Consider the following 21,652-nt stretch of genomic DNA (forward strand, 5'->3'; position numbering starts at 1 on the left):
CTGCCCTGTCACACCCTAAAGCGGGGGGTGCCCCATACAGGCGCGGCACAGGTCCCACCCAGGGGCGCTGGGGGTACCCCCGGCCGAAGGCGGGGGGAGGAACTGCGCGACAAGCCACCACGGCGCCGCAGTCGCCCACGTACGGCCCCTTCCTTACGGCTCCAGCAACCGCGGCGACAACGCCCCGCACGGCACCAGGTCCACCTCGGCCCCCGCGTCCCGCAAGTCCGTCAGCACCAGCTCGTCGTACATCAGCAGACCCGTCTGCTCGGGCCACACCACGGCCCACAGCCACAGCCCGCGGGCCTCGCCCGCGAAGACGGCCCGGTCGTCCGGCGCGCCGGTGACATGCCACAAGGGCGTCGGCCGCCCCGCCGCCAGCACCTTCGCCTGCGCCGGCTTCTCCACGTTCATGTACGACCCCGGATCCGGCCCGTCGATCCCTGCGTACCGGGCCCCCAGACCGACGCCCAGCTCCTCGGCGACCAGGATCATCTCCCCTATGCCGCCGAGCGGCGCGGGTCCGGAGCAGGCGACGGCGGTCGCGCGCCCCCCACTGCGGTCGTCGCCGGCGTACGCCACGCCCGTGAACAGCCAGCCGACCGGCAGCGGCCAGGGCATCCACACCGGGACCTGGGTGCGGTGCACCACCACACCGAGGGCCTCGACGCTGGGCGGGATCACGGGCTGTACCGGATGCACGGTCCCGTGGACATCGCACTGCCAGGTGTCGGCGAAAAGTCCGGGAGCCCTGACCCGGCCACCACACTTCGGGCAACTGGGTTCGCCCCTCATAGAGCCCCACGGTCCTACCCAGGACCCCCCACGTCAAGGACGATCACCCGTCCAGCGCACGCCGCCGCGTGGCCGGACGGCCCCAGCCGTGCGGCCCGCCTCCGGCGACGGGGCCGCCGTGCTCGCCGACCGGCTTGCCAACTGCCCGGCGGCGCATGCCGCTTGGTGAGCTTGCTCACCCCCGCGTCAGTCCAGCGGGACGGATTTCCGGTGCGGGTCCCGGAGGTCGGCCCCGTTCGCGAGCCAGCGCTCCTGGAGGGCGCCGGCGCCGTGCACGCGCTTCCAGGCGGCCTCGTTCGGTGTCATCGGCAGCAGCGGCAGGAACCGTACGGGGTCGAGGGGCTCGTCCAGCTCCAGATCCTCGACGAGACCGCCCGGCTCGCCGACCAGGACGGAGGTGAAGGGCGCGCCCGGCCACAGCGGACCGCCCACGTCGAGGGACGCGCCGGGTGTCACGACCAGACCCTCCACCTGCGGGGACGCCGCGAGCACGGCGAGCGCGCGGAGCACCTTGTCGGTCTCGGCGAGCCCGGCCCGGACCGACAGGACCAGCTCGGCGCGCGGTCCCTTGACGGGGTCCGCGACCATCGCGGTGGGATCGGTCATGGGGTGCGCGGACATGCCGAGCGTGGCGTAGCGGACGACGTTCTCGCCCTGGAGGTCCTCGTGGAAACGGAGCACCTCGATGCGGTCCGTACCGAGGAAGGTGACCGCCGCGCGCGCGTCCGGTTCGCCCAGTGCGGTGGTCAACCGGGCCTCGACCAGAGGAAGAACTTCAACCATGTCGCGAGCATAGAACTCGTCAGTACCGGGCAAAGCGGCGCCTTGACACTGAGGGCTGCTGCTACTCTGACCGCGGTGGTTCGGGGCAGCACGCAGCGCGTCGCGGTCAGACCCCGACGCCGACAGGACTCCCTTACGAGGGACCGGCTGGAGGAGGTGGGGCTGTCATGGATCGAAGTCACCCGTGCAGTACCACTCGCTCTTCCGGCCTCTGAATCTCTTTCTCTGGCTGGCTGCCGCCTTCTCGTGCGCGTTGTCGTTCGGAAGAGCACTCCGTTTCGCTTGCCCGATCCTTCTGACCGGTCCGTTCCGGATCTGTCTGGATCCGTTCGTCTGATCTGAATCAGTAGCGAAGTCGCCACCGCAACGGTGCGGTGCTCCCCGCTTTGTGGACGTGCCAAACATCCGAAGCCAGGACGTCCTCATTCCGGGTAGTTCCACCCGTTCCCCGGCGTCTTCCGCTGCCTGTCGCGAAGGAGCCTGCCCATGTCGATGATCCGCGACCTCCGAGCCGTGGTCCGCCCCTCCCGCCCCTCGCTGCGCAAGAGCCTGCGGCCGGAGAACGGCGCGTACGACACCACCCGCGACCCCGGTACGCCCTCGGCCGTCGTCGACTGCGCCGTCTACCGCGACGGCGCCCGCGTCGAGACCGGCAAGCCGCTGACCCCGCACGAGGCGATGCGGCTGGTGCGCCGCGACGGCGGGTTCGTCTGGATCGGCCTGCACGAGCCGACCGAGGCCGAATTCGCCGGTATCGCGAGCGAGTTCGGGCTCCACCCGCTGGCCGTGGAGGACGCCGTACAAGCCCACCAGCGCCCGAAGCTGGAGCGGTACGACGACTCCCTCTTCACCGTCTTCAAGACCATCCACTACGTCGAGCACGACCAGCTCACCGCCAACAGCGAGGTCGTGGAGACCGGCGAGGTCATGTGCTTCACCGGCCGGGACTTCTTCATCACCGTCCGGCACGGCGGCCAGGGCTCGCTGCGGGCGCTGCGGCACCGGCTCCAGGACGACCCCGAGCTGCTCGTCAAGGGCCCCTCGGCCGTGCTGCACGCCATCGCCGACCACGTCGTGGACGGTTACGTCGCCGTCGCCGACGCGGTGCAGGACGACATCGACGAGGTGGAGACGGAGGTCTTCACCCCGGGCCGCAAGGGCGGTGTCTCCCGCGGTGTCGACTCGGCGCGGATCTACCAACTCAAGCGCGAGGTGCTGGAGTTCAAGCGTGCGGTCTCGCCGCTGCTGCGCCCCATGCAGCTGCTGAGCGAGCGGCCGATGCGGCTGGTCGACCCCGACATCCAGAAGTACTTCCGGGACGTCGCCGACCACCTCGCCCGCGTCCAGGAGCAGGTCGTCGGCTTCGACGAACTCCTCAACTCGATCCTCCAGGCCAACCTCGCACAGGCGTCCGTCGCGCAGAACGAGGACATGCGGAAGATCACGTCCTGGGCCGCGATCATCGCCGTACCGACGATGGTGTGCGGTGTGTACGGCATGAACTTCAAGTACATGCCGGAGCTGCACTGGCGGTACGGCTACCCGGTGATCATGGCCATCACCGGGGTGATCTGTCTCGGCATCCACCGCACGCTGAAGCGCAACGGCTGGCTCTAGGCTGTCGCCATGACAAGCGAGCTGCTCGACCAGGCCCTCGTCGAGGAGGCCACGAAGAAGTCCGGCCTCGTCTGGGTGCGGGGCGCCGGGGCGACGACGGCGCGTGCGGTGTGGCACGCGTGGGCCGACGGGGGTGTGTGCCTGGTCGGCGACGGGGCCGAGCAGCCGTTGGGTGAGCTGCCCGACGGGGGCTCGGCGGAGGTGACCGTCCGCAGCAAGGACAAGGGGGGCCGGCTGGTCACCTGGACGGCGACGGTCACGGAACTCGCGGCCGGCACCCCCGAGTGGGACACGGCGGTGGCGGAGCTGAAGGGCAAACGCCTCAACGCCCCCGACGGCGAGGCGATGACCGACCGCTGGGCCAGGGAGTGCAGGGTGCTGCGCCTGACCCCGACCGGGACGACATCGCCCCTTCCGGAGGGGAGCCTGGCGGCGCCGCCGCTCTCCTCCCCCGCCACCACCCGGCGCCCGGTCCCACCCGCCCTGCCACGGTTGCTTTCGAGACGCCGGAAATCCAAGTAGCCCGCACCGGAGCCGGGTTCGGAGCCCCGCCGCGGGTCGGGGCGACCGGCTACGACGCCGGCAGCTGCTTCCCGTAGTCGACCGTCTCACCCTTCTCCGGTTCGACCACGCTGAAGTCCTTACCCCAGTCGGAGAAGGTGAGGGTGCCCGCGCCACCGCCGCGTTCCAGGCGGAGGGGGTACGGCTTGCCGTCCAGGGAGACGTCGAGGGTGCCGCCGGAACCGCCGTCGCCGGTGATGCGGATCGTGCGGGTACCCGACTGCTCGTGGTGACCGGCCGTCGAGAGCGAACCGTGCAGGGTCAGCAGGCCCGAGAGGAGGAGGTCCTTGTCCGTGAAGCCGCTGAACTTCTTGTACGCGGGATCCGTCCGCGGCACCTTGACGTACTTGCCGTCGAGCTTGGTCGCCGCGGTCGTGTCGCTGCCGTCGGCGTGGTTCCAGAAGCCTTCGTCGGCCTGCAGATACAGCGTGTCGCCGACCCTGAGGAGCTGGAACGTCGAGCCCTTCGAGGTGACCGACCCGGTCCCGCCCTCCTCGTTCAGGCGCATGTCCAGCTCGTACGTACGCCCGCTGGTGACCACCGTCCCCGCCAGCCGCACCGTCGCCACCGACGCCGCCGCCGCCCGCGTCCTCGACTGGATGACGTCCGGCGCCAGCTTGCCCACCCCGTTCGTGCCGGCATCCGGGTCTTCGCTGCATCCGGTGAGGACGGCCAGTGCGCACACGGCGGTGACCAGTGCGGCGTGGCGGGTACGGCCCGGAGCGATCGCGGTCACGGACAGGGCCACCTTTCTGAGCGGTCCGGCAGGGCGTACCGCAGCGTACCGGTGCCCAAGCCGCCCGGCGGAGCCGGTCCGTCCGGACCGCCCACCAGGGCGTATCCGATCGGTACGGGCTAGCCTGAAGCCCACCGAGCGGGCAGAAGGGACCGAAAACCACGCAAGCAGTACCCCGGTAGGTAAAGGAAGCAACCCCATGGCAGCCGGCGCTCCCCGCGTCTTCGTCTCGCACCTCGCCGGTGTCCCCGCCTTCGACCCGGCCGGCGACCAGGTGGGCCGGGTCCGGGACCTCGTCGTCATGCTGCGCGTCGGCCGCCGCCCGCCCCGGCTGCTCGGCCTGGTCGTCGAACTGTCCACCCGGCGCCGCGTCTTCCTGCCCATGACCCGCGTGACCGGCGTCGAGTCCGGCCAGGTCATCACCACCGGCGTGGTCAACGTCCGCCGCTTCGAGCAGCGCCCCACCGAACGCCTGGTCTTCGGCGAACTCCTCGACCGCCGTGTCCGGCTGGTCGAGACCGGCGAGGAGGTCACCGTCCTCGACCTGGCCGTGCAGCAGCTGCCGGCCCGCCGGGACTGGGAGATCGACCGGGTCTTCGTCCGCAAGGGACGGACCGGAACCTTCCGGCGGTCCAGAGGAGAGACGCTCACCGTCGAGTGGTCGCAGGTCACCGGGTTCTCCCTGGAGGAGCACGGCCAGGGCGCCGAGAGCCTGCTCGCCACCTTCGAGCAGCTGCGCCCCGCCGACCTCGCCAACGTGCTGCACCACCTCTCCCCCAAGCGCCGCGCCGAGGTGGCCGCGGCCCTCGACGACGACCGCCTGGCCGACGTCCTAGAGGAGCTCCCCGAGGACGACCAGATCGAGATCCTCGGCAAGCTGAAGGAGGAGCGGGCCGCGGACATCCTGGAGGCCATGGACCCGGACGACGCGGCCGACCTGCTCGCCGAACTCCCCGAACAGGACAAGGAGCGGCTGCTGAGCCTCATGCAGCCGGCGGACGCGGCCGAGATGCGGCGCCTGATGTCGTACGAGGAGCACACGGCGGGCGGTCTGATGACCACCGAGCCGATCGTCCTGCGGCCCGACGCGACCGTCGCCGACGCCCTCGCCCGGGTCCGCAACCCCGACCTCTCCCCGGCCCTCGCCGCCCAGGTCTACGTGTGCCGGCCGCCCGACGAGACCCCCACCGGGAAGTACCTGGGCACCGTGCACTTCCAGCGGCTGCTGCGCGATCCCCCCTACACCCTGGTCAGTTCGCTGGTCGCCGACGACGACCTGCAACCCCTCGCCCCCGACGCCACGCTCCCGGTCATCGCCGGGTTCTTCGCCACGTACGACATGGTCGCGGCGCCCGTGGTGGACGAGGCGGGCTCGCTGGTCGGCGCGGTGACCGTGGACGACGTCCTCGACCACATGCTGCCGGAGGACTGGCGGGAGACCGAGTTCCATCTGGAGGAAGGGGACCAGCCGGAGCAGACGGCGGAGAAGGGGGCGGGGATCCATGGCGCCTGAGCGTGAGAGCACCCGCGAGCGGACGCCGTCCGGCGCCACCGCCGCCGGCCGGTCGCGCGGTCACCGCCTGGACCAGCCGCGCGCACCGCGGCGCAGGCTGCTGCCCGAGTGGGACCCGGAGGCCTTCGGACGGCTCTCCGAGCGCATCGCCCGCTTCCTGGGCACCGGGCGGTTCATCGTCTGGATGACGTTCGTGATCATCCTCTGGGTGCTGTGGAACATCGCGGCACCCGGACGGCTCCGCTTCGACGAGTACCCGTTCATCTTCCTGACCCTGGCCCTGTCCCTGCAGGCCTCCTACGCGGCCCCGCTGATCCTGCTCGCGCAGAACAGGCAGGACGACCGCGACCGGGTCAACCTCGAACAGGACCGCAAGCAGAACGAGCGGTCCATCGCCGACACCGAGTACCTCACCCGGGAGATCGCCGCCCTGCGCATGGGCCTGGGCGAGGTGGCGACCCGGGACTGGATCCGCTCCGAACTCCAGGACCTGCTGAAGGAGATGGACGAGCGGCGGGACGGGCATCACGAACATGCCGTATTCCCGGCAGAACGGTCGGCGAGGCGTGACGTAGACGACCGCTGAGGGGCGTTATAGGGGCCCCGCGCCGCGCCGTACCATCGGGGGTATGGCTAGCGAAGACGCGGTGCGCGAGGCACTGGCGACGGTGAACGACCCGGAGATCAACCGACCCATCACCGAACTGGGGATGGTCAAATCGGTGGTGATCGGGGAGGACGGCGCGGTCGCGGTCACCGTGTACCTGACGGTCTCCGGCTGCCCCATGCGGGACACGATCACCCAGCGCGTCACCGAGGCGGTCTCCCGGGTCGAGGGCGTCACCCGGGTCGACGTCACCCTGGACGTGATGAGCGACGAGCAGCGCAAGGAGCTGGCCTCCGCCCTGCGCGGCGGCCAGGCCGAGCGCGAGGTGCCCTTCGCCAAGCCCGGCAGCCTCACCCGCGTCTACGCGGTCGCCTCCGGCAAGGGCGGCGTCGGCAAGTCGTCGGTCACGGTCAACCTGGCCGCCGCGATGGCCGCCGACGGCCTGAAGGTGGGCGTGGTCGACGCGGACATCTACGGCCACTCCGTCCCGCGCATGCTCGGCGCGGACGGCCGCCCGACCCAGGTCGAGAACATGATCATGCCGCCGTCGGCCAACGGCGTGAAGGTCATCTCCATCGGCATGTTCACCCCGGGCAACGCCCCGGTCGTCTGGCGCGGCCCGATGCTGCACCGCGCCCTCCAGCAGTTCCTCGCGGACGTCTACTGGGGCGACCTGGACGTCCTCCTCCTCGACCTCCCCCCCGGCACCGGTGACATCGCCATCTCGGTCGCCCAGCTGGTCCCGAACGCCGAGATCCTGGTCGTGACGACGCCTCAGCAGGCCGCTGCGGAGGTCGCGGAGCGGGCGGGCTCGATCGCGGTCCAGACCCACCAGAAGATCGTCGGCGTCGTCGAGAACATGTCCGGCCTGCCCTGCCCGCACTGCGGCGAGATGGTCGACGTCTTCGGCACGGGCGGCGGCCAGACGGTCGCCGACGGCCTGACCCGCACGACGGGCGCGACGGTGCCGGTCCTGGGTTCGATCCCGATCGACGTCCGCCTCCGCGAGGGCGGCGACGAGGGCAAGCCGGTCGTCCTGACGGACCCGGACAGCCCGGCGGGCGCGGCCCTGCGCGGCATCGCCGGCAAGCTCGGCGGCAGGCAGCGCGGCCTCTCGGGCATGTCCCTGGGCATCACGCCGCGCAACAAGTTCTAAGGGGCACCTGCAGCGCCCCGTCAGGGGCGCTGGGCTGTTTTCGATATGCGGCTCCGCCGCGTGGGCGCGACAAGCCACCACGCACCCGCGGTCGCGCAACCACCACACCCCCTACGGCGAAGGGGCGCCAGACCACCGGCGCCCCTTTTCTCATGCGTACGCGGCAACGTCCTTGATCACCGCGAACCCCAGCCCGTAGGCCGACATCCCCCGCCCGTACGCCCCGAGGTGCACGCCCCCCTCCGTGGACCCGGCGAGCACCCACCCGAACTCCGACTCCCGGTAGTGGAACGGCGTCGCCACCCCGTCCACCGGCAGCGACAGCGTCGACCACTCCGGCCCGGTCAGCTCGTCGGCCAGCTCCCACGCCGTCTCGGTCTGCTGCTCCAGCCAGTCGTCCCGCAGGCTGTGGTCCATCTGCCCCGGCCAGGTGAAGGACAGCAGCCCGACCCCGGCCAGCCACGCGGCGGACGACACCGACGTGGCCTCCAGCAGCCCGGTACCGTCGGCGCTCCGCCGGGACGGACTCGCCGCGACGGTCACGACGACCGCGAACTTCTCCCGCGGCTCACCGGCGGACGCGGCGAGATGCTCGTTCCGCACCGACGGCTCGTCGCCGTGCCCGATCGACCCGTGCTCCACCGCACCGTCGGCCGCCGTACCCACCTGCATCAGCCAGCGCGGCCCCGTGAACGCCTCGTCGAGGCCGTACCAGGGGAAGGGCGCCTCCAGGTAGCCGTCGACCGTGCGGCGGGCTGAGGGGGCCTGCTGCACGCCCTCCGCGGCCGGCGCCTGTCCGTCCACCCGACTTGTCGTCTCCATCTGCCCGGACGCCTCCTAGCTCTCGTCGGTCCGGGGCGGCCCGCCCCCCTTCGGGCGCACTCGTCCGGTCCGCACAACAACTCGGCAGCATATCGACACCGCTGGGACCAGCCGCGAAAGCGCCCGGTGCGTGGGTCGTACGGGCGGCTGGTTCGGGCCCTAAGAGACGAATGAGCGGCGCACACGCGGTATGAAACGCGTCACGTGCGCCGCTCATGCGCGGGTCGGTGATCCGAACTCAGGTGGCGTCCGCGTCGTAGGGCGGACGGTCGTCCTTGCCCGGGTCCTCCGGCTTCTTGGTCATGTCGATCCGGCCGCTCCCCGACGAACCGCTCCCGGCGGACGACGACGAGGAGTCGGTGTCGCGGCTGTGCACCGCGTCCGTCACCTCGGCCATCTCCTTCTTCAGGTCGAAGCCGTTGCGGATCTCCTTCAGCCCCAGCTCGTCGCTGTCCAGGTGCTTGCGGATGAAGGTCTTCGGGTTGAGGTCCTCCAGCTCGAAGTCCTTGAACTCCGGGCCGAGTTCCTGCCGGATGTCTTCCTTGGCGCTCTCCGAGAACTCCCGGATCTTGCGGATGGTCCGCATGACGTCCTGGATGACCTTCGGGAGCTTGTCCGGACCGAAGACGAGCACGGCGAGCACAATGATCGTCACCAGCTCGAGTGGTCCTATGTCATTGAACACCTGAAGCTCCTTGCGATGTCCTCGGTCCTCGGCCCTCCGGTCGCTGTTGCGGGTGTTCCGTGGTCCGGGCCGGGTCCACGGTACCCGGCGGACCTGTCCGACCGGTACTGCCCCGAGGTGTCCGACTGCGTGTGTACGACCGGTTTTCCGGGTTGTTTGCCTAGTCGGGGCACGAGCGGGGCACTGCCTGTGACGTTTCTGTCAGTTCCTGTCCGCGACGTCGGGGCGGCCGTGGGGGCCGACGAGCGGCAACGGGTTGAGGTCCTGCACGCCGTGCACCTGGACGACGGCGAGGTCGTAGCCGGTGTCCCGGCCGACGACGGTCGCCCGGGCGGTGGCTCCGCTGCTGAACGTCACGGTGATGCGGCCGCCCGCGGCGACGACGTGGTCGTTGGTGAGGATGCGCCCACGGGTGTCGAGGATGAAGCCGGTGCCGGTGGCCTGCTCGCCGGTGCCGGTGACATGCAGGGTGACGACGCTGGGCAGCGCCCGCGCGGCGATCCCGGCGGCATTGCCCGGCGGGCGTCCGGGCGGCGGGCCCGGCCGGGGCGGACCGGGGTGGACCGGATCCGGCTGGGCCAGCTGTACGGCCTGCAGACCGCCGGTGCGCTCCAGACAGCCGCCGATCAGCCCGCCGGCCGCGGCGGAGACCACGGAGAGCACCAGTGCCCCCACGGCGAACGTCCACCGGCTCCGCGACCGCCGCCGTGCCGCTGGTATCCCCTCGTCCATGGTCTCCTCGCGGGCTCACCGCGGGCCGTGCACGGGCGGGCTCGCGGAAGGTCGGCTCCGTGCTCGCAGCGGTGCCACGGGCATGGCTGGTTCACAGGATTCAACCAGGTTCGCAAGCAGCCGCGCAGGATCGTTCAGCAGATGGGCGGCGATCGGTCAGTGGGCCGCGCGGGAGGAACGGGACGGGGAGGGTGCGGAGGTGGTGTCGGGGACGGGTGCGGCGAGCAGGCTGGTGGCGGCCGCCTCGGGAACGGTGGTCCACGAGGTGAGGGCGAACGGCGGGTTGGTGCTCAGCGGTCGTATCAGCGGGGAGACTGCGGCCGCGCCGGCCATCACCGGTGCGGTCAGTTCACTCAGCGTCTGCTGCGCGGTGGCCGGGGAGGGCACTCCGGGCAGCAGCGGTGCGGACACCGAGGTGGGCACGGCGGGAGTGGAGCCGAGCAGCGCGCCGGACGACAGCAGCGGGGTGAGCAGGCGGCGCCGCTGCTGGTCGGCGGCCCCGGTGGTGCCCGAGCCCGCCGTGCCTGCCGGGGCGACGCTGCCGCCGCCGGTGCCGGTGCGGGCGTCGGCGGCCGTGGTGCCGGGGAGGCCCGCGGTCACCCCGCCGAGGGCGACGGCGGCGAGCGATACCGCGCCGGCGGCCACGAACGCGAACCGCATGGAGCGCGAGGCGGAGCGGTCGCCGTCCGGGCGGCCGACGGGGTGGATGCGGAAGCCCCGGCCGGCGGCCGCGGCCGGGTCGTGCGGGCGGGCCGGGACGTAACCGAACTCGAAGCGGTCGTCCCGGCTCGTCCCGAAGACCCCGCCGCCGGATCTGCGTCCCGAGGGATCTCCCCCGCCGAACGGCGAGCCGCCGCCGTCCTGGTCGCCGCCCGCGGGCAGCCCCTGGAGGCGGGTGGCGGAGCGGCCGCCGCGAAGACGTTCTTCAGGGCGCGCTGGGCGTCCGCCTCGGCCTTGCACCGGGCGCAGGTCGCCAGGTGGGCCAGGACGCGCTCACGCGTCTCATGACCGAGCTCTCCGTCCACCAGGGCGGAGAGTCGGTCTCCCAGGTGCTGTTCCGCGAGCTGCCGCTCGGCCGGTTTCGGTCGTGATCCACTCACGCGGTCGCGCCCCCTCCTCCCAGTGCGGGAACACGGGGCACGAAGGAACGGCGCTCGGCCTTGCGGGCCTCCGGGGAGCGGTGCGCGAGGGCCTTGCGCAGCTGGGAGCGGCCACGGTGGATACGGGAGCGGACGGTGCCGAGCTTGACGCCGAGGGTCGCGGCGATCTCCTCGTACGACAGCCCCTCGATGTCGCAGAGCACGACGGCGGCGCGGAACTCGGGCGCGAGGGTGTCCAGCGCCTGCTGGACGTCGGCGTCGAAGTGCGCGTCGTTGAAGGCCTGCGAGGGGGTGGGCTCGCGGCTGGGCAGGCGCTCGGCCGCGTCCTCGCCGAGGGCGTCGAAGCGGATGCGCTGCTTGCGGCGGACCATGTCGAGGAAGAGGTTGGTGGTGATGCGGTGCAGCCAGCCCTCGAAGGTGCCCGGGGAGTACGTCGACAGGGAGCGGAAGACGCGGACGAAGACCTCCTGGGTGAGGTCCTCGGCGTCGTGCTGGTTACCGGTGAGGCGGTAGGCCAGGCGGTAGACGCGGCCGCTGTGCGTGCTGACGATCTCCTCCCACGTGGGCGGAGTCCATGCCTGCCCGTCCGCGTCGGTGGAGAAGGTCGCGGTCCGGTCCTCGCCCATGGCGAGCGCGGCGGCGTGGCTGGGGTCAGCAGCGGTGTCGTTCACGGATTTCGGCCTGCCTGCCGATCCGAGGAAGCGCCGCAGCACTCCTCCCCGATCCCCAGGCGCAGCCGCACCTCCCCTGTCGGCTCTGGTGGTGTCCAGTGGAGCCCCTACCATAGCCACCTCTCCCGTTAGCACCGGATAAGCGGTTTTACAAGAATTTGATCTGTGCTGGTACGGCTCGTCCGGCTGCGACAGCAGGTGCTCGACCGCCGTCTGCTCACCGTGATCCATTCGTGTCCCCCCGCCTCGTCTTCCACCCCTCTAAACGCCCGGTCCCATCTGCGGGTTCCCGACGCCAACGGATACAGTCACGCCCAGGCAACCACGGGGACAGGAGAGGGTCATTACCGGCAACCGGCAGACGAGCTGGGCGTTCGCCGACGCCTTTGTCGCCGAGGACGAAGCACTGCGGTGGGCCCGTGACCGGGCCCGCGAGGCAGGGCTGCGCTCGGTGTCGCCCGGCACGGGCGCCGCGCTGCGCATGCTCGCCGCCTCCGTGGAGGCCAAGGCGGTCGCCGAGATCGGTACGGGGTGCGGGGTCTCCGGGATGTACCTGCTGCACGGCATGCGCCCGGACGGCGTGCTGACCACCGTGGACCCGGAGCCGGAGCACCAGCAGTTCGCGCGGCAGGCCTTCCGTGCCTGCGGCTTCGCCAGCAACCGGGCCCGCTTCATCCCCGGCCGGGCCCTCGACGTGCTGCCCCGCCTCGCGGACGCCGGCTACGACCTCGTCTTCTGCGACGGGGACCGCCAGGAGTACTCCGACTATCTCGCTGAATCGTTGCGTCTGCTGCGTCCGGGCGGCCTGGTGGTCTTCGAGGGCGTCTTCGCCAACGGCCGCACCGTGGACTCGGGGCCGCAGCCGACCGAGGTACTGCGGCTGCGCGAGCTGCTGCGCACGGTCCGGGAGAGCCCGGAGCTGGTGCCGTCGCTGCTGCCGGTGGGCGACGGGCTGCTGTGCGCGGTCAAGCGGTAGCCCGCGCGGGGAACGCGGGAGGGAAAGGGTCCCGGCCGGTGCCGGGGCCCGGAGAGACGGCAGCGCCCCGGCACCGCTTAGGATGCCGGGGCGGCCGAAAGGGTATGGTCGCTGACGCCTCAGCCGACGACGTTCTTGAGGGCGTCGGCGAGCGCCGCGGCCTCGTCAGGGGTCAGCTCGACGACGAGCCGACCGCCGCCTTCGAGCGGAACGCGCATGACGATGCCCCGCCCCTCCTTGGTCACCTCGAGCGGGCCATCACCCGTCCGCGGCTTCATGGCCGCCATGCTCGTTCCCCTTCCTGAAAACAGCTCATCGTCTACCGACGGCCCTGGAGGGCACGCGTGATCCTCGAAGGACACGCGACACCGGCATCGAACACATTGCTTCCAGGCCATTATCCCGCATCTCAGGACCCGATGACCAACATCAGTCGGCATCGCTTGGGCAACGCACGCGAGCAAAACCACTCAATTCGGCGATGTGACTGCGATACTTCGCCACCTCGTGTCCTTACGCCGACCGAGTCGGCTCCGGAATTCTTTGACGCAGGTCACACGCCCGCTCCGGTCCCCCGGCGACGATCTCCGCCATGCTGTCCTTCGGACGCGGACGTACTGAGCGGTACGTCAGCCGCGACGAGGCGGACAGACGCAGACAGACGCGGACGAACGAAGACCGACGAAGACGACGGAGGGGACGCACCATGACCGACACCGTGCTGTACGAGGTGGGCGACGGACTCGCGACGATCACGCTGAACCGCCCCGAGGCGATGAACGCGCTGAACATCGCGACAAAGGTGGCCCTTCGGGAAGCAGCGCAGGAAGCGGCGGCCGACACGGCTGTCCGCGCGATCCTGCTGACGGCCGCCGGAGACCGGGCGTTCTGCGTGGGCCAGGACCTCAAGGAGCACATCACGCTGCTCGCGTCCGACCGGGAGACCGGGGCGGGGCAGACGATGACGACGGTACGGGAGCACTACAACCCGATCGTGCGGGCGCTGGTGTCGGCGCCGAAGCCGGTCGTCGCCGCCGTCAACGGGGTGGCCGCCGGCGCCGGTCTCGGCTTCGCCCTCGCGGCGGACTACCGGGTGGTCGCCGACACCGCCGCCTTCAACACGTCGTTCGCGGCGCAGGACGCGTACGAGCTGGGCATCGCGAACAAGGTGGTGCCTTCGGCCGAGCTGCGGGCCGAGGCCGAGAAGGTGGCCCGGAAACTGGCCGAAGGGCCGACTGTGGCGTACGCGGCGCTGAAGGAGGCCGTCGCCTACGGGCTCACGCACTCCCTCGACGAGACGCTGGACAAGGAGGACGAGCTGCAGGCCCGGGCCGGGGCGTCCGAGGATCACGGGATCGCCGTGCAGGCGTTCGTGAACAAGGAGAAGCCGAAGTACCTGGGGCGGTAACCCGTCCTCACGGGGCGCTGTCCCTTACGGCGTGTTTCGGGCCGCGCATGCCTCCAGGTGGTCGTTGACCAGGCCGCATGCCTGCATGAGGGCGTACGCCGTCGTCGGGCCGATGAAGCGCAGGCCGCGTTTCTTCAGGGCCTTGGACAGGGCCGTCGACTCGGGGGTCACCGGCGGGACGTCGGCGATGGTCTTCGGGGCCGGGTAGGTGCCCGGCTCCGGGGCGTACGACCAGATCAGGTCGTCCAGTTCGCCCTGGCCCCACTCGGCGAGGACCTTCGCGTTGGCCATGGTCGCGTCGATCTTCGATCTGTTGCGGATGATGCCGGCGTCGGCCAGCAGGCGTTCGCGGTCCTCGTCGGTGAACGCGGCCACCTTCTCGATGTGGAAGTCGGCGAAGGCGGCCCGGAAGCCGGGGCGGCGGCGCAGGATCGTGATCCAGGAGAGGCCGGACTGGAAGGCCTCCAGGCTGAGGCGTTCGTAGAGGGCGTCGTCGCCGTGGACCGGGCGGCCCCATTCCTCGTCGTGGTACGACACGTAGTCCTCGGTGGACAGCGCCCAGGGGCAGCGCAGCCTGCCGTCCGGGCCGGGAACCGCCGCCCCCTCGATCAGGTCGGTCGTCTCGCTCATGGCCGGTCCTCCGGCTCGGGTTTGTCCAGCGACGTGTGCGGGCTGTGGGGGCGGTGCGGTGCGGCCTGGGCGCCGGCCAGCGCGGACTCGAGGTCGGCGATCCGGGCGTCGCGCTCGGCGAGCTCGGCGCCGAGGCGGCTGAGCGCGTCGTCGACGTCCGCCATGCGGTAGCCGCGCGGGACGAGCGCGAAGCGGATGCTCTCCACGTCGGCGCGGCTGACCGGGCGGTCCGGGGGCAGCGGGTCCTGGAGCCGCTCGGGCGCCACCTCGGGCAGCGGTCCGCTCTCGCCGCCGCTCACCACGGAGAGGGTGACCGCGGCGACCACGACCGCGAGCGCGACGACGAGGAACAGGAACATAACCATCGCGGTGGGCCCCCAGGCTCGATGAAGCTCGGTGCAGCAGCACTCGTGTGCTCAGTGTGCTCGGTGTCGAATGTGTCTGTGTCCGATCGTGCCATGCGAGTCTGACAGTTAGGGTCGCAGGCGGTCGCACCGAGGGAATTACTACGGGAGGTCACAGGCGATGCTCAGGCTGGGCAGGCGGGAATTCGGGCCGAACGAACCGGTGATCATGGCCATCGTGAACCGGACGCCGGACTCCTTCTACGACCAGGGGGCGACCTTCCGTGACGAGCCGGCCCTCGCGCGCGTGGAGCAGGCGGTCGCCGAGGGTGCCGCGATCATCGACATCGGCGGGGTGAAGGCCGGGCCGGGCGAGGAGGTCACCGCCGAGGAGGAGGCGCGGCGCATCGTCGGGTTCGTCGCGGACGTGCGCAGCCGCTTCCCGGACGTCGTGATCAGCGTGGACACCTGGCGGGCGTCGGTCGGGGAGGCCGCCTGCGAGGCCGGGGCGGATCTGCTGAACGACGCGTGGGGCGGGGTCGACCCGGGGCTGGCGGAGGTCGCGGCGCGGTACCGGGTGGGGCTGGTGTGCACGCACGCGGGCGGGGCCGAGCCTCGGACGCGGCCGCACCGGGTGACGTACGACGACGTCGTGGCGGACATCCTCCGGGTGACCCTGGGGCTGGCCGAGCGGGCCGTCGCGCTGGGGGTGCCGCGGGAGTCGGTGCTGATCGATCCCGGGCACGACTTCGGCAAGAACACCCGGCACAGCCTGGAGGCGACGCGGCGGCTGGGCGAGATGGTGGAGACGGGGTGGCCGGTGCTGGTCTCCCTGTCCAACAAGGACTTCGTGGGCGAGACCCTGGACCGGCCGGTCAAGGAGCGGGTGATCGGGACGCTGGCGACGACGGCGGTGTCGGCGTGGCTGGGGGCTCAGGTGTACCGGGTGCACGAGGTGGCCGAGACGCGCCAGGTGCTGGACATGGTGGCGTCCATCGCCGGCCATCGGCCCCCGGCGGTGGCCCGCCGCGGCCTGGCGTAGCCCCCGACCGCCCCGCCGCGTCCTGGGGGCTCCGCCCCCAGACCCCCGAAAACCTCGCCCACCCACCACCCGACTCGGTGGGTCGAGAAGTGCGCGAATCAAACGACGCACCACCCGACTCCGTGGGTCGAGAAGTGCGCGAATCAAGCGACCCACCACCCGACTCCGTGGGTCGAGAAGCGAGCGGATCAAGCGACCCACCACCCGACTCGCGGCCCCGAGCGTGTGTGAAGCGGATCTGTCGGTCGGCCTGGTGGAGAACGACGTTCGACCCGGGCTTCTCGGCAGAGCGAGTCGGGTGGGTGGGTGGGAAAGCGGTCGGTGGGCTCAGCGGGCCGCTTCCTTTGAGACGAGACCCACTGCCTCCTCCACGTCGTCCGTGACGTGGAAGAGGAGGAGGTCCTTCTCGGCTGCCTTGCCCTGGGCGACCAGGGTGTTCTTGAGCCAGTCGACGAGGCCGCCCCAGTAACCGCTGCCGAACAGGACGATCGGGAAGCGGGTGACCTTCTGGGTCTGGACGAGGGTGAGGGCCTCGAAGAGCTCGTCGAGGGTGCCGAGGCCGCCCGGCAGGACCACGAAGCCCTGTGCGTACTTGACGAACATCATCTTCCGCACGAAGAAGTAGCGGAAGTTGAGGCCGATGTCGACGTACGGGTTGAGGCCCTGTTCGAAGGGGAGCTCGATGCCGAGGCCGACCGACACGCCGCCCGCTTCGAGGGCCCCCTTGTTCGCCGCCTCCATGGCGCCGGGCCCGCCGCCGGTGATGACCGCCCAGCCCGCCTCGACCAGACCGCGGCCCAGCCTCACGCCGGCGTCGTACTCCGCCGACTCGACCGGTGTCCGCGCCGAGCCGAACACACTGATCGCGGGCGGCAGTTCGGCGAGCGTGCCGAAGCCCTCGATGAACTCCGACTGGATGCGCAGCACCCGCCAGGGGTCCGTGTGCACCCAGTCGGAGGGGCCGCCCGCGTCCAGCAGGCGCTGGTCCGTCGTGCTCGCGGTCACCTGGCCGCGCCGTCGGAGGACCGGTCCCAGGCGCTGCTCGTCCGGCGGCACCTTCTTCCCCTCGGGGTTCCCGGTAGGCATATAAGCGCTCCCTCCGCTTGCAGGTGTATCTGCTTCAGCGTAGATCGGAGCGGGTTACAGGCGCGGGACGTCGGCATGTCGGGCGCGCAGCGCCGTCGTGTGGCTCAGCTGGTCAGCCAGGCGCGCAGACGCTCCTCACCCGCCAGGATCTTGCCGGTTTCCACCCTTTCGTCCCGCTTGTGTGCCAAGTACGGGTTGCCGGGGCCGTAGTTGACCGCGGGGACGCCGAGGGCCGAGAAGCGGGAGACGTCGGTCCAGCCGTACTTGGGCATCGGCGTACCGCCGACCGCCGCGATGAAGGCGGCCGCGGCCGGGTGGGAGAGGCCGGGCAGCGCGCCGGGGCTGTGGTCGTCGACCACGAACTCCTCGACCCCGCAGTCGGCGAAGACCTCGCGGACGTGGGCGACGGCCTCGGCCTCGGAACGGTCGGGCGCGTACCGGAAGTTGACGGTGACCACGCAGGCGTCGGGGATGACGTTGCCGGCGACCCCGCCCGAGATGCCGACCGCGTTCAGGCCCTCGCGGTACTCCAGGCCGTCGATGACCGGGTGGCGGGGCTCGTAGGCGGCCAGGCGGGCCAGGATCGGGGCGGCCGCGTGGATCGCGTTGGAGCCCATCCAGGAGCGCGCCGAGTGCGCCCGCTCGCCCGAGGTCCTCAGCAGGACGCGCAGGGTGCCCTGGCAGCCGCCCTCGACCTCGCCGTCCGAGGGCTCCAGCAGGACCGCGAAGTCGCCGGCCAGCCACTCGGGGTGGGCCTCGGCGACGTGCTTGAGCCCGTTGAGGTCGGCGGCGACCTCCTCGTTGTCGTAGAAGACGAAGGTCAGGTCGCGGTTGGGGGCCGGGACGGTGGCCGCGATGCGCAGCTGGACCGCGACGCCCGACTTCATGTCGCAGGTGCCGCAGCCCCACAGCACGCCGTCCGCGTCGAGGCGGGAGGGCACGTTCTCCGCGATCGGGACGGTGTCGATGTGGCCCGCCAGGATCACGCGTTCGGGACGGCCGAGGTTCGTCCGGGCGATCACGTTGTTGCCGTACCGGTCGACCCTCAGGTGCGGCAGGGCGCGCAGCGCGCTCTCGATCGCGTCCGCGAGCGGCTTCTCGGTGCCGCTCTCCGAGGGGAAGTCGACGAGCTGCGCGGTGAGCGCTGCGGCGTCCAGCGTGAGGTCAAGCGAGGTGTCGGCCATGGCCTCGACCCTAGCGCGCGCGATCCCGCGGGCGGGTTCACAGGCTTCCCGACCCGGGGGTGAGCGGCTCGTACTCTCCAGTATGTTGTACGCGTGCCAGAGCCGTCCCCCATCCGTCCCAAGCGTCGCGGCCGCCTCCTGCGTTTCGTGTCCGGCTTGGTCATCCTGTGCGCCGTCGCGGCCTACCTGGTCGTCCAGTACGTCACCGGCGGCGGTGGCGCCGAGGGCTGCAAGGTCGTCTCGGGCCGAAGCGACGACGAGTCGTACCAGTTCACGCCCGAGCAGGCGGTGAACGCGGCGACGATCGCCGCCGTCGGCACCGGCCGCGGCATGCCCGAGCGGGCGGTGGCCATCGCCCTGGCGACCGCGATCCAGGAGTCGGGGCTGCGCAACATCAGGCACGGCGACCGGGACTCCCTAGGCCTGTTCCAGCAGCGGTCCTCGCAGGGCTGGGGCACCCCGAAGCAGATCCTGGACCCGGCCTACGCGGCGGGCATGTTCTACGCCCACCTGGCCAAGGTGCGCGACTACGAGACCCTTCCGCTGACGGTGGCCGCGCAGCGCGTGCAGCGCAGCGGATACCCCGAGGCGTACGCCAAGCACGAGACCGACGCCACGCTGCTCGCGGCGGCCCTGACCGGGCAGGCGGCGGCCACCCTGACCTGCGACGGACGCCCGGCGGCCACCACCGCTGCGACGGCGACGGGTCCGGACGCGGTACGGACCGCGCTCGTGCGGGACTTCGGGCGGGACGCGGTCGAGGAGGCCGGCGCCGAGGTGAGCGCGTCGGCCGCGCCGACCCCCACGCCCACCGTGACCGCCACCGCGCACGGGCGGACCGTGACCGTGCCGGTGCCGCAGGGGAAGAAGACCGACAAGTCGGGGCGCACCGAGAGCGAGCGCGGCTGGCAGCTGGCGCACTGGGCCGTGGCCAATGCGTCGGCGCTGCACATCCAGCGGGTGTCGTACGCGGGCCGGGAGTGGGCCGCCGGGAGCACGGACAGCCGGTGGCAGCCGGTGTCCGGCGCGCAGAGCACGGGCGGTGCGGAGAAGTCCGCGGGCTCGGTGCGGATCGTGACCGGGCAGTAGTTCGGGGGGTCCCTCCGGCGGGTCAGCCGGGACACGCCGTACGCGTGGTGTGCTCACGTTTTCGCACGGTCACTCGCGCATGCGTGAAATCCCTTGAGGGTGCTGGGCGGTAAGGATTCTGCGCAAGCACCCCCAGCGGGTCGTTTGCCCGTTTTTCTCCACACCCGATAATGCGACGCGTTATCAACTCTTTACCTTGGGTCTCCGCAACCTTCGCGGGCTTCGAGCGGTAGTCACGGCGATCACGTTCCCTCCCGTCGAATGGAGCATCATGTCCCTCCCTCTGACCCGCCGGATCGCCCGTGCCGCGCTGCTCGTCGCAGCGGGAGCGGCTGCCGGGGTCGGTGCGGCCGGCTCCGCCGGCGCGGCCCCGAGTCTGCCGGCCGCCACCCCGAACCTCGGCGGTCTGACCGCTCTGGACGGGGCGAGCGTCGGCAACACGGCCGACGCGGCGGCGCAGACCGTCACCGGGGCTGTCGGCCACACCGGCGGATCGGCGGTCCAGTCTGCGCTGCCGGCGGCGGGCAAGACCGGCGGCGGTGCCGTCAAGAAGGCGGCGCCGGTGCTGCAGCACACCGCGGGCGAAGCGGCCGGCTCCGCCGGCGGGCTGCTGGGTGAGACGGCGTCCACCGCGACGAAGGGTGGGCTGCCGACGAGTGGGCTCGCAAAGGGCGGGCTGCCGACGAGTGGGCTCGCGAAGGGCGGGCTGCCGGTGCAGGGGCTGCCGATCGGGGGCTGACGCCGTTGCGCCGGTGATGACCGGCCGGTGATGTGAGAAGGGGCCCGGGGTTTCCCGGGTCCCTTTCCGTTGTGCGTTGTGTGCGGCCCGGTGGGGGCTGGTCGCGCAGTTCCTCCCCCAGCCTTCGGAAGGGGGCACCCCCAGCGCCCCTGACGGGGCGCATCCCCGAGGCCCGCTTCGAGAAGCCGCCGGCTCAGGAGAGTCGTTCGACCGCTGCCCGGATGCGTTCGTCCGTCGCCGTCAGGGCCACGCGGACGAACTTGTCGCCCGCCTCGCCGTAGAAGTCGCCCGGTGCGACGAGGATGCCCAGGTCGGCCAGGTGGGACACGGTCTGCCAGCAGGACTCGTCCCGTGTCGCCCACAGGTAGAGGCTCGCCTCGCTGTGCTCGATGCGGAAGCCGTGGGACAGCAGGGCCTCGCGGAGGGCCGTGCGGCGGGACGCGTAGCGCTGCCGCTGTTCCTGGACGTGGGTGTCGTCGGAGAGGGCCGCCACCACCGCCGCCTGCGTCGGGGCCGACGTCATCATGCCGCCGTGCTTGCGGATCTCCAGGAGGGGGCCGAGGACCGCCGGGTCACCGGCCAGGAAGGCCGCCCGGTAACCGGCGAGGTTGGACCGCTTGGAGAGGGAGTGGACGGCCACGATGCCGTCGTACGAGCCGCCGTTGACGTCCGGGTGCAGGACCGAGACCGGGTCGGCCTCCCAGCCCAGTTCCAGGTAGCACTCGTCGGAGAAGAGCAGGATGCCGTGGGTGCGGGCCCAGGCGACGATCTCCGTGAGCTCCTGCCGGGACAGGACCTTGCCCGTCGGGTTGGACGGGGAGTTCAGCCAGAGCAGCTTCAGGCCCGCCGGGTCCAGGTCGCGCGGGTCGTCGTAGACCTCGTAGTCGGCGCGGGCCAGGCGGGCGCCGACCTCGTAGGTGGGGTACGCGAGGCGCGGGTGGGCGACCCGGTCGCCGGGGCCGAGGCCGAGCTGGGTGGGGAGCCAGGCGACGAGTTCCTTGGAGCCGACGATCGGGAGGACGTGGCGGTGGGTGACGTCCTGGGCGCCGAGGCGGCGGGTGAGCCAGGCGGTGATCGCGTCCCGGAGCGCCGGGGTGCCCCAGACCGTGGGGTAGCCGGGCGAGTCGGCCGCGTCGATCAGGGCCTTCTGGATCAGGTCGGGGACCGGGTCCACCGGGGTGCCGACCGACAGGTCGACGATGCCGTCCGGGTGCGCCGCTGCCGTCTTCTTGTACGGTTCCAGCTTGTCCCAGGGGAAGGTGGGCAGACGGTCGGAGACTGCGGACACGGTTCCTTGCTCACTTTCTTCGGTACGACCGGTACGGCAAACGCCTCGGTCCCGTACCGCGCCGACCGGGTGTGATCAGGGCGTACGG

At 71.6% G+C, this 21,652-nt stretch carries 23 protein-coding genes and 1 pseudogene; 10 read left to right on the forward strand and 14 right to left on the reverse strand.

Features of this window, described 5'->3' with window-relative positions:
* Positions 1-153: 153 nt before the first annotated feature.
* Both JF597_RS36125 and JF597_RS36130 read right to left on the reverse strand, forming a co-directional pair.
* On the reverse strand, positions 154-795 hold the full coding sequence (locus JF597_RS36125) for a DUF6758 family protein (RefSeq protein WP_294005386.1): 642 nt from the start codon (positions 793-795) through the stop codon (positions 154-156).
* 186 nt (positions 796-981) lie between these two features.
* Positions 982-1,578 (reverse strand): suppressor of fused domain protein, encoded by a 597-nt coding sequence (locus JF597_RS36130; protein ID WP_294005388.1) that lies wholly within the window; start codon positions 1,576-1,578, stop codon positions 982-984.
* 486 nt (positions 1,579-2,064) lie between these two features.
* Between JF597_RS36130 and JF597_RS36135 the strand changes: the two genes are divergently transcribed.
* Together JF597_RS36135 and JF597_RS36140 are read left to right on the forward strand one after the other, a co-directional pair.
* Positions 2,065-3,195 (forward strand): magnesium and cobalt transport protein CorA, encoded by a 1,131-nt coding sequence (locus JF597_RS36135; protein WP_294005391.1) that lies wholly within the window; start codon positions 2,065-2,067, stop codon positions 3,193-3,195.
* A gap of 9 nt (positions 3,196-3,204) precedes the next feature.
* On the forward strand, positions 3,205-3,717 hold the full coding sequence (locus JF597_RS36140; RefSeq protein WP_294005394.1) for a hypothetical protein: 513 nt from the start codon (positions 3,205-3,207) through the stop codon (positions 3,715-3,717).
* A 49-nt stretch (positions 3,718-3,766) separates the two neighbouring features.
* Here JF597_RS36140 and JF597_RS36145 read toward each other — a convergent pair whose 3' ends face one another.
* Positions 3,767-4,492, reverse strand: coding sequence for a hypothetical protein (locus JF597_RS36145; RefSeq protein ID WP_294005397.1), 726 nt, complete (start codon positions 4,490-4,492; stop codon positions 3,767-3,769).
* A 199-nt stretch (positions 4,493-4,691) separates the two neighbouring features.
* Here JF597_RS36145 and JF597_RS36150 point away from each other — a divergent pair, with 199 nt between their 5' ends.
* The 3 genes from JF597_RS36150 to JF597_RS36160 are packed head-to-tail and all read left to right on the forward strand — an operon-like array spanning position 4,692 to position 7,768.
* Positions 4,692-6,005, forward strand: a complete 1,314-nt coding sequence (locus tag JF597_RS36150) for a CBS domain-containing protein (RefSeq protein ID WP_294005400.1) — start codon at positions 4,692-4,694, stop codon at positions 6,003-6,005.
* The gene (locus JF597_RS36155; RefSeq protein ID WP_294005403.1) at positions 5,995-6,591 is read left to right on the forward strand and encodes a DUF1003 domain-containing protein; all 597 of its coding nucleotides are present in this window, start codon (positions 5,995-5,997) and stop codon (positions 6,589-6,591) included. The genes JF597_RS36150 and JF597_RS36155 overlap by 11 nt, the downstream gene beginning before the upstream one ends.
* A 43-nt stretch (positions 6,592-6,634) precedes the next feature.
* Positions 6,635-7,768: an Mrp/NBP35 family ATP-binding protein gene (locus JF597_RS36160; RefSeq protein WP_294005406.1), complete on the forward strand. Its 1,134-nt coding sequence runs from the start codon at positions 6,635-6,637 to the stop codon at positions 7,766-7,768.
* A gap of 150 nt (positions 7,769-7,918) precedes the next feature.
* On the opposite strand, the gene JF597_RS36165 is transcribed toward JF597_RS36160, so the two are convergent.
* From JF597_RS36165 to sigE, 5 genes and pseudogenes are all read right to left on the reverse strand, one after another.
* A complete protein-coding gene (locus tag JF597_RS36165) occupies positions 7,919-8,590 on the reverse strand; it encodes a hypothetical protein (RefSeq protein ID WP_294005409.1) in 672 nt (223 codons plus the stop codon).
* A gap of 238 nt (positions 8,591-8,828) precedes the next feature.
* Entirely contained in the window at positions 8,829-9,275 is a 447-nt protein-coding gene (locus JF597_RS36170) for a sec-independent translocase (protein WP_294005412.1), read from the reverse strand.
* A 201-nt stretch (positions 9,276-9,476) separates the two neighbouring features.
* Positions 9,477-10,007, reverse strand: coding sequence for a trypsin-like peptidase domain-containing protein (locus tag JF597_RS36175; protein ID WP_294005415.1), 531 nt, complete (start codon positions 10,005-10,007; stop codon positions 9,477-9,479).
* A 156-nt stretch (positions 10,008-10,163) separates the two neighbouring features.
* Positions 10,164-11,032: pseudogene (locus JF597_RS36180) on the reverse strand (zf-HC2 domain-containing protein).
* A gap of 71 nt (positions 11,033-11,103) precedes the next feature.
* On the reverse strand, positions 11,104-11,820 hold the full coding sequence (sigE, locus tag JF597_RS36185) for an RNA polymerase sigma factor SigE (protein WP_089098938.1): 717 nt from the start codon (positions 11,818-11,820) through the stop codon (positions 11,104-11,106).
* A gap of 235 nt (positions 11,821-12,055) precedes the next feature.
* Here sigE and JF597_RS36190 point away from each other — a divergent pair, with 235 nt between their 5' ends.
* Positions 12,056-12,754: an O-methyltransferase gene (locus JF597_RS36190; RefSeq protein WP_294005640.1), complete on the forward strand. Its 699-nt coding sequence runs from the start codon at positions 12,056-12,058 to the stop codon at positions 12,752-12,754.
* A 119-nt stretch (positions 12,755-12,873) separates the two neighbouring features.
* On the opposite strand, the gene JF597_RS36195 is transcribed toward JF597_RS36190, so the two are convergent.
* A complete protein-coding gene (locus JF597_RS36195; protein ID WP_069751535.1) occupies positions 12,874-13,041 on the reverse strand; it encodes a DUF3117 domain-containing protein in 168 nt (55 codons plus the stop codon).
* Between the two features lie 419 nt (positions 13,042-13,460).
* On the opposite strand from JF597_RS36195, the gene JF597_RS36200 reads away from it, so the two are divergent.
* Positions 13,461-14,162 (forward strand): enoyl-CoA hydratase-related protein, encoded by a 702-nt coding sequence (locus tag JF597_RS36200; protein WP_294005428.1) that lies wholly within the window; start codon positions 13,461-13,463, stop codon positions 14,160-14,162.
* Positions 14,163-14,186: 24 nt separating this feature from the next.
* Here the strand turns inward: JF597_RS36200 and JF597_RS36205 are convergent, their stop codons facing one another.
* Together JF597_RS36205 and JF597_RS36210 are read right to left on the reverse strand one after the other, a co-directional pair.
* Positions 14,187-14,774: a DNA-3-methyladenine glycosylase I gene (locus JF597_RS36205; protein WP_294005643.1), complete on the reverse strand. Its 588-nt coding sequence runs from the start codon at positions 14,772-14,774 to the stop codon at positions 14,187-14,189.
* A gap of 14 nt (positions 14,775-14,788) precedes the next feature.
* Positions 14,789-15,157 (reverse strand): DivIVA domain-containing protein, encoded by a 369-nt coding sequence (locus JF597_RS36210; RefSeq protein ID WP_294005431.1) that lies wholly within the window; start codon positions 15,155-15,157, stop codon positions 14,789-14,791.
* A 160-nt stretch (positions 15,158-15,317) separates the two neighbouring features.
* On the opposite strand from JF597_RS36210, the gene folP reads away from it, so the two are divergent.
* Complete coding sequence (gene folP / locus JF597_RS36215) at positions 15,318-16,178, forward strand: dihydropteroate synthase (RefSeq protein WP_294005434.1); 861 nt, start codon at positions 15,318-15,320, stop codon at positions 16,176-16,178.
* A gap of 327 nt (positions 16,179-16,505) precedes the next feature.
* On the opposite strand, the gene JF597_RS36220 is transcribed toward folP, so the two are convergent.
* Both JF597_RS36220 and dapE read right to left on the reverse strand, forming a co-directional pair.
* Positions 16,506-17,264, reverse strand: a complete 759-nt coding sequence (locus tag JF597_RS36220) for a TIGR00730 family Rossman fold protein (RefSeq protein WP_294005437.1) — start codon at positions 17,262-17,264, stop codon at positions 16,506-16,508.
* A 104-nt stretch (positions 17,265-17,368) separates the two neighbouring features.
* Positions 17,369-18,448: a succinyl-diaminopimelate desuccinylase gene (gene dapE / locus JF597_RS36225; RefSeq protein WP_294005440.1), complete on the reverse strand. Its 1,080-nt coding sequence runs from the start codon at positions 18,446-18,448 to the stop codon at positions 17,369-17,371.
* 147 nt (positions 18,449-18,595) lie between these two features.
* On the opposite strand from dapE, the gene JF597_RS36230 reads away from it, so the two are divergent.
* Together JF597_RS36230 and JF597_RS36235 are read left to right on the forward strand one after the other, a co-directional pair.
* Positions 18,596-19,537, forward strand: a complete 942-nt coding sequence (locus JF597_RS36230) for a heavy metal transporter (protein WP_294005443.1) — start codon at positions 18,596-18,598, stop codon at positions 19,535-19,537.
* Positions 19,538-19,808: 271 nt separating this feature from the next.
* Complete coding sequence (locus JF597_RS36235) at positions 19,809-20,276, forward strand: ATP-binding protein (RefSeq protein ID WP_294005446.1); 468 nt, start codon at positions 19,809-19,811, stop codon at positions 20,274-20,276.
* A 193-nt stretch (positions 20,277-20,469) separates the two neighbouring features.
* Here JF597_RS36235 and JF597_RS36240 read toward each other — a convergent pair whose 3' ends face one another.
* Entirely contained in the window at positions 20,470-21,564 is a 1,095-nt protein-coding gene (locus JF597_RS36240; RefSeq protein ID WP_294005449.1) for a bifunctional succinyldiaminopimelate transaminase/glutamate-prephenate aminotransferase, read from the reverse strand.
* Positions 21,565-21,652 lie beyond the last annotated feature (88 nt).

This window comes from Streptomyces sp., assembly GCF_019510245.1.
GTDB lineage: Bacteria > Actinomycetota > Actinomycetes > Streptomycetales > Streptomycetaceae > Streptomyces.

Bases quoted from the DNA above. Each gene is read 5' to 3' on its own strand.
- dapE (WP_294005440.1), bottom strand. From the start codon at position 18,448: ATGGCCGACACCTCGCTTGACCTCACGCTGGACGCCGCAGCGCTCACC.
- JF597_RS36165 (WP_294005409.1), bottom strand. From the start codon at position 8,590: ATGGAGACGACAAGTCGGGTGGACGGACAGGCGCCGGCCGCGGAGGGC.
- JF597_RS36140 (WP_294005394.1), top strand. From the start codon at position 3,205: ATGACAAGCGAGCTGCTCGACCAGGCCCTCGTCGAGGAGGCCACGAAG.
- JF597_RS36220 (WP_294005437.1), bottom strand. From the start codon at position 17,264: ATGCCTACCGGGAACCCCGAGGGGAAGAAGGTGCCGCCGGACGAGCAG.
- JF597_RS36160 (WP_294005406.1), top strand. From the start codon at position 6,635: ATGGCTAGCGAAGACGCGGTGCGCGAGGCACTGGCGACGGTGAACGAC.
- JF597_RS36195 (WP_069751535.1), bottom strand. From the start codon at position 13,041: ATGGCGGCCATGAAGCCGCGGACGGGTGATGGCCCGCTCGAGGTGACC.
- JF597_RS36235 (WP_294005446.1), top strand. From the start codon at position 19,809: ATGTCCCTCCCTCTGACCCGCCGGATCGCCCGTGCCGCGCTGCTCGTC.
- folP (WP_294005434.1), top strand. From the start codon at position 15,318: ATGCTCAGGCTGGGCAGGCGGGAATTCGGGCCGAACGAACCGGTGATC.
- JF597_RS36210 (WP_294005431.1), bottom strand. From the start codon at position 15,157: ATGGTTATGTTCCTGTTCCTCGTCGTCGCGCTCGCGGTCGTGGTCGCC.
- JF597_RS36150 (WP_294005400.1), top strand. From the start codon at position 4,692: ATGGCAGCCGGCGCTCCCCGCGTCTTCGTCTCGCACCTCGCCGGTGTC.
- JF597_RS36175 (WP_294005415.1), bottom strand. From the start codon at position 10,007: ATGGACGAGGGGATACCAGCGGCACGGCGGCGGTCGCGGAGCCGGTGG.
- JF597_RS36155 (WP_294005403.1), top strand. From the start codon at position 5,995: ATGGCGCCTGAGCGTGAGAGCACCCGCGAGCGGACGCCGTCCGGCGCC.
- JF597_RS36125 (WP_294005386.1), bottom strand. From the start codon at position 795: ATGAGGGGCGAACCCAGTTGCCCGAAGTGTGGTGGCCGGGTCAGGGCT.
- JF597_RS36200 (WP_294005428.1), top strand. From the start codon at position 13,461: ATGACCGACACCGTGCTGTACGAGGTGGGCGACGGACTCGCGACGATC.
- JF597_RS36135 (WP_294005391.1), top strand. From the start codon at position 2,065: ATGTCGATGATCCGCGACCTCCGAGCCGTGGTCCGCCCCTCCCGCCCC.
- JF597_RS36130 (WP_294005388.1), bottom strand. From the start codon at position 1,578: ATGGTTGAAGTTCTTCCTCTGGTCGAGGCCCGGTTGACCACCGCACTG.